General features: G+C 66.7%; 1 protein-coding gene. It reads right to left on the bottom strand.

From position 1 onward, the window contains the following. A partial coding sequence (locus tag HKX41_12970) for a (4Fe-4S)-binding protein (GenBank protein NNC25046.1) occupies positions 1-243 on the bottom strand: 243 nt, incomplete at both ends.

Here is a 243-nt window from a genome sequence, read left to right on the forward strand (position 1 = left end):
TCCGTAGACGTACTCCATGACGTCGTAGGAGTTCTCTGCGAGTCGCTCGTGGGTCTCCTCGTCGAGGAGCTTCCCGTACTCTCGGCGGAACGCGGCGAGGTCCGAGGGCTCGATGACCGCGACGTCGAACCCGTCGTCGATGTACGTCGTCAGGTCGGCGGCAACCGCGGACGCTCGCCGAGTTGCGGTCCGTATCATCCCCTGCGAGAGCGGTGCCCGACCACTCTCCTGCGGCGTCGCGAG

The sequence above is a fragment of the Salifodinibacter halophilus genome (genome assembly GCA_012999515.1).
GTDB lineage: Bacteria > Pseudomonadota > Gammaproteobacteria > Nevskiales > Salinisphaeraceae > Salifodinibacter > Salifodinibacter halophilus.